This window comes from Marinobacter sp. UBA2498 (genome assembly GCF_002341575.1).
Classification (GTDB): Bacteria; Pseudomonadota; Gammaproteobacteria; order Pseudomonadales; family Oleiphilaceae; genus Marinobacter; species Marinobacter manganoxydans.
In genome coordinates, this window is sequence record NZ_DDOI01000039.1 from 7,141 (window position 1) to 7,572 (window position 432).

The window sequence follows — 432 nt, forward strand, 5'->3', positions numbered from 1 at the left end:
CCGATCAGGAACAGGCCGCCGGTAAACAGGTAGATGATGCCGGTAATCCACTTGCCCATGTACATCCGATGAATCCCGAACACCCCCAGGAAGGTCAGCAGGATCCAGCTTATGTTGTAGCTGACCTCACCTTCCCGGAACCGAAGATCCGCCTCCCGGTCCATGGCCGGGATCAGGAACAGGTCGATGATCCAGCCGATGAACAGCAGCCCCAGGGTAAAGAACCAGATGGTGCCGGTAACGGGTTTGCCGTAGTAAAACCGGTGTGAGCCCAGGAATCCGAAGATCCAGAGCAGGTAGCCGATCAGTTTGCTGTGGGTGTCTGGGCGTTCTGTCATATCCGTTCTCATCCTTCTGGATTCGTAGCCGATTTACACTATAGACCCAGCCTGCATGTGCTGGGGGCTGGCCGGGGGGAAGGAATATTTTCCC

General features: G+C 56.2%; 1 protein-coding gene. It reads right to left on the bottom strand.

Translation table 11 applies throughout. The features are described 5' to 3' along the window. On the bottom strand, nucleotides 1–338 hold a 338-nt coding region (locus B2W52_RS04225), incomplete at its 3' end, for an NINE protein (protein ID WP_286801507.1). Between the last annotated feature and the right edge of the window lie 94 nt (nucleotides 339–432).